General features: G+C 46.6%; 5 protein-coding genes. 3 read left to right on the forward strand and 2 right to left on the reverse strand.

Annotated features, from left to right (window positions below; all coding sequences use genetic code 11):
• From EA392_12670 to EA392_12680, 3 genes are all read left to right on the forward strand, one after another.
• On the forward strand, nucleotides 1–365 hold a 365-nt coding region (locus tag EA392_12670; protein ID TVR37457.1), incomplete at its 5' end, for an adenylate/guanylate cyclase domain-containing protein.
• Between the two features lie 271 nt (nucleotides 366–636).
• Nucleotides 637–2,592, forward strand: a complete 1,956-nt coding sequence (locus EA392_12675; GenBank protein TVR37458.1) for a hypothetical protein — start codon at nucleotides 637–639, stop codon at nucleotides 2,590–2,592.
• Between the two features lie 176 nt (nucleotides 2,593–2,768).
• Nucleotides 2,769–2,999, forward strand: a complete 231-nt coding sequence (locus tag EA392_12680; GenBank protein ID TVR37459.1) for a four helix bundle protein — start codon at nucleotides 2,769–2,771, stop codon at nucleotides 2,997–2,999.
• A gap of 38 nt (nucleotides 3,000–3,037) precedes the next feature.
• Here the strand turns inward: EA392_12680 and EA392_12685 are convergent, their stop codons facing one another.
• Together EA392_12685 and EA392_12690 are read right to left on the reverse strand one after the other, a co-directional pair.
• Nucleotides 3,038–3,808, reverse strand: coding sequence for an energy transducer TonB (locus EA392_12685; protein ID TVR37460.1), 771 nt, complete (start codon nucleotides 3,806–3,808; stop codon nucleotides 3,038–3,040).
• Nucleotides 3,809–3,906: 98 nt separating this feature from the next.
• On the reverse strand, nucleotides 3,907–4,785 hold the full coding sequence (locus EA392_12690; protein ID TVR37461.1) for a T9SS C-terminal target domain-containing protein: 879 nt from the start codon (nucleotides 4,783–4,785) through the stop codon (nucleotides 3,907–3,909).
• Nucleotides 4,786–4,796 lie beyond the last annotated feature (11 nt).

A 4,796-nucleotide genomic window follows, 5' to 3' on the forward strand; every position in this document is an offset into this window, starting at 1 on the left:
GAGGGCTTCCTGTACCCACGGATGATTCCGTGAAGAATACGGTGTTGGCCGCCCTGGAAATGCAGGAATACATCAAACAACGCAAACAGCAAAAGGATGTTCTTGGAGAACCTGCTTTTGAAATGCGGGTGGGCATTCATACCGGCCCCGTAGTGGCTGGAATCGTGGGGGTTAAAAAGTTCCAGTACGACATCTGGGGCGATACGGTGAATACGGCCAGCAGAATGGAATCATCGGGCGAAGCGGGTAAGGTGAATATCTCTGAGAGCACTTATGAGTTGGTAAAACACGAATTCACATTCGAAGAAAGAGGCGAAATTCAAGCCAAGGGAAAAGGGAAATTGAAGATGTATTTTGTTAGTTAAAAGAGGAGAGTGAAAAGTGAAAAGTTAACAGTAGAGAGTAAGGAGTGAAGGGTATGTTCGGATATGTTCAGTAAAGTGTGTCATTTCAAAAGAATAGTTACGCTAAGGAATTGATGCTGGTGTTTTACTGAAGGAAGCTAAGGTCTTATTCACAAAATGAGGTGCAAATGTGAACTCCCTGTATGATTGCTGTTTAATTCGCGTAAGAGCACATTTACCGAAATAGCTCTATCTTGCGCAATGCAAAGGATGATTTGCTAAAACCTTCTGAATGATTGTCATGGGTCGTATATCGCGTGTTAAATGGAGGCATGTTACCGGAGTCTGTATCCTACACCTGTCTCTATTTCTGAGTGTTCAATTTGCAAGCAGCCAATCTTCTCTAATTGACTCGCTGGAGCAAGTACTGGCCACCGACACAATCTCAGACAAGGCCCGCCTTGATGTGCTGAGAACCCTAATAAGCAATACAATTTCTACTGATAAGGAAAAAATGCTTGCCTATGCTGAAGATGCCGTTCTTTTGGCACGCCGCACAAACCATGGCCACATGGAAAGTTTTGGTCTTTTGTACATCGGTATCTATCATGACCTCACCGGCAAGCCACGCGCAGGAATTCCCTACCTTGACAGCGCAGCCTTAATCGCTGAAAACCTCAATGATAATCGCCTGCTAATTTCATGTCTTAACAGCAAATCCGTTATTTACTACAAGCTCACCGAGCATGAAAAAGGCCTTGAAACTAATTTGAGGATGATTGAAGTGGCTCGTACCGATGATCTTTTTCAGGAGTACGAGAGCTTTGCATTGGGCAATATCGGTGGTATTTACAAGCAGATGGACGAGCTTGACAAAAGTACTGAATATTATACACTTGCCCTGGAAGCCGCCGAGAAAGGCAATGCTAAGCGCCCCATTGCCATTGCATTGCAAAATCTGGGTAATATTAAAACCACATTGGGTGATTACAAAGAAGCTGAATCACTATTAATGAGAAGCCTGGCGATTAAAGAAGAACTCGGCGACGAGCGCTCCATCACCTACTCACTGCAAGCATTATCCGGGCTATATACCACCATGGACCAACCCGATAAGGCCGTTGAATTCGTCACACGCGGGCTGTTTATAAACAGAAAGCTTAATTACAAATATGGTGAGGCTCTTTCGCTCAGCGAACTTGGAAAAATTGAGCGTAACAGGAATAATCTGGATATTGCACAAGCACATCTCGTAGAAGCTCTTGGACTCGCAGAGGAAACAGAGAGTTCAGACCTGGTAATGAAGCTGCTTAAGGAACTTGCCGGACTCCACCACGATTTGAATAAACACCAGGAAGCCTACCAATATCTCACCAGATACAACGAGCTAAATGCAGAGCTTTTTAAAAAAGAGAAATTTGAGGCGCTTTCTGACATGAGAGAGAAGTACGAAACCGAACAGAAGGAACAACAAATCACACTGCTCGAAAAGGATAACCAGATTCAGCGCGCAATTAGAAATAGCGTAGGCGGTGGATTACTGATTACCATCGCCTTTCTGGGTGTTGTTTTCATGCAACGTAACAGAATCTCACGCGAAAAAAAGCGCAGCGACGAACTGCTTCTGAATATCTTGCCCGAAGAAGTAGCCGAGGAACTTAAAGCAAAAGGCGAGGCCGAAGCGCAACTCATCAATCAGGTCACGGTGCTGTTTACCGATTTTAAAGGATTTACCTCCATGAGTGAACAACTCACTCCGCAGGAGCTGGTTCGCGACCTCCATGAGTGCTTTTCGGCGTTTGACCATATTTGCCAGAAATACGGCATAGAAAAAATCAAAACCATCGGCGACGCATACATGGCCGCCGGAGGCCTGCCCTCGCCGCGGTCAACCCACGCCAAAGACGTGGTGCACGCCGCCCTGGAAATGGCCGCATTCATCGAAAAGGGCAAAGACCGGAAAATGGCAAATAACCACCCGTTTTTCGAAGTCCGCATAGGGGTTCATACAGGCCCTGTTGTTGCTGGCATTGTGGGTGTCAAAAAATTCCAGTACGACATTTGGGGCGACACGGTGAATACGGCTTCGAGAATGGAAAGCAGCGGCGAGGTGGGTAAGGTGAATATCTCTGAAAGCACCTATGAACTATTAAAAGACCATTCTGACTTCGCCTTTGAGAGGCGGGGCAAGATTAAGGCGAAAGGGAAAGGGGAGTTGGAGATGCTGTTTGTAGAATCACGAAAGTGATTGGACAAATAGTCCCGAAGTATTTCGGGGTATTTTGTTAGGGAAAAGTGAAAAGTGAAGAGTGATAAATGAAGAGTGAAAAAACTGGAGCGGAGAAAGCTAATGATGGAAGATTAATTTGTTGACATTAAAAACTAAAAGTTACGGCTAAGTCGGTTTTAAGGGATAAGAGTTATCTGTTTGCCAGTGCAGTTGTAAAGGTTTGCAGGTCTCTGCAGAAGGAGCAAAAGAAGTTTGTTCTTTCTAATCAATTGTTGCGCTCAGGTACGGCTGTGGGGGCATTGCTTCGCGAAGCAGAGTTCGGACAAAGCAAAGCCGATTTTATGCATAAAATGAGCATTGCCCCGAAGGAAGCGAATGAAAGCGCCTATTGGGGGAGTGTTCCATTAACTGTGTCATTCTGGTAATTTCAAATAAGGAGCGGACTCTAAATCACGCAAAAAACTCACCGCTGCCCAAACCCAACCGGTAACCTCAAGCGCACAGCTACCTTATGGCCTCCTTGTTTTCCGGGATTCCAGGCGGGCATGCCGGCCACGGCTCTCAGCACCTCTTCGTCCAAGCCCCATCCCACGCCGTGCTCAATAGCGATATCGGTGATGGTGCCGTCAGGATTGACCACAAATACAACATATACCTTCCCTCCTACTCCGGCTCTGAGCGCCTCTTTGGGGTATTTCACTACCTCGCCCAGGTATCGGTATAAGGCTTCTTCACCACCCGGAAAAGACGGCATCACCTCAGCAAAATCATAAACCGGGAGCTCGTGAATGATCTCTTCAACATCATGTATTTCAAATACCTCAGGCATCTCCGGAAAGTCTGGAATATCAAGAGGCTCCAGTATTTCTGTTTCATAAAATTCAGGAAGTTCATCGCTGATAACAAAATGGTCTACCGGCGGGGGTGGCGGTGGTGGCGGTGGTGCTTTGAGCTTGCTCACAGGTATGATTTCCTCTTCCAAAAACTGCATGTCCAGCACACCGGGGTGCACATCGCGGATTTCAGCAGTGCGGTACTCAAATGCAGCCAGCGTCAGGGCCAGCGCGCCCATCAATCCGGCAAATAACAACATGGGCTTTTTGCGCTCCAGGTTGTAAAACGGGTTCTTCTTGTATTCCATCTCAACATTATTTTGGGCGGTATTTTCAACCGCGTGGTTCTTTCCGAAAACGTTATCGCCATTCATCAAATTGCCAACCAACAACTTAAACACCAGTCAGCATTGAGCAACGGTTGGGTATTAGAGGTAAACGGTATCAAAAAACCCCGACCTGTTCAGATCGGGGTGCATCCTTCCATCATCCGGTCAATTTATCTTTTGACCACTTTTCCTGTTTTCCAAAGTCCTGTATCGCCTGTTAGCCTGTATATGTAGGTTCCGGATGGCTGGGCCGACAAATCAACCTGCACCCGTGTTTCACCTGCCGGAACAGACTCTGACTTTACCAACTGGCCAGCATTACCAAATACCTGTAATTGAAGGCCATTTCCGGGAATAGGTTCGTTAAAATCAATCCACACAAAACCATTAGTGGGGTTGGGCATAACGGCAGCACTACTCCCTCCCATAACTACCGGCGTGTATGTGGTGATTCCTCCTTCCGCACCGTTGCAGCTTACGACTGGCAAGTCACCGCACAAATCATAAACCTTTACTCCGTCATCACCTATACCCTCTGCCGACATGTGTAAAAATAGTTTGGTTCCTGTGGGAGTGCACTTCACCGAGGATGTTACCACATGGCCGTGTAATGGAGTAACGGTGTTGGCAATAGCATCAGGCACGTACAGTAATTCTGTGCCGTCTTCCCTCAGCACCTGCACACCTAAAGTGCCCGATAACGGCACATAAGGATAGGAAATAAGAATTTCAATATTGTCCGGATCACAATCAAAAAGAGTGCGTGTTATGTAGTGTACTGGCAGCACGCCACCAGGAATGGACGACAATAGCTGAAAGGTGAGGTCTTCAATATGCTCAAAGTCCATATCGAACATCCTCACGGTAAGAACATCATTAGAAATCCCACTGGTGACGTAAACCGGCTCGTCGTCATCGATGTACATCAATGTAAACTCAAGGTTACTGAGCATGTCGGAGGCAGAAAACTCGTGTGTGAGTGTAATTTGCGCCTGGCCGCTCAAGGCCAAAGCCAGCGCAACAATGGCTGGTAGAAGCTTGTAGGTCATGTCGTTAAAAA

Source organism: Cryomorphaceae bacterium (genome assembly GCA_007695365.1).
Lineage (GTDB): Bacteria > Bacteroidota > Bacteroidia > Flavobacteriales_D > SKUL01 > SKUL01.

Coding starts and splice junctions, on each gene's coding strand:
- EA392_12675 (TVR37458.1), top strand. CDS start 637: ATGATTGTCATGGGTCGTATATCGCGTGTTAAATGGAGGCATGTTACC.
- EA392_12690 (TVR37461.1), bottom strand. CDS start 4,785: ATGACCTACAAGCTTCTACCAGCCATTGTTGCGCTGGCTTTGGCCTTG.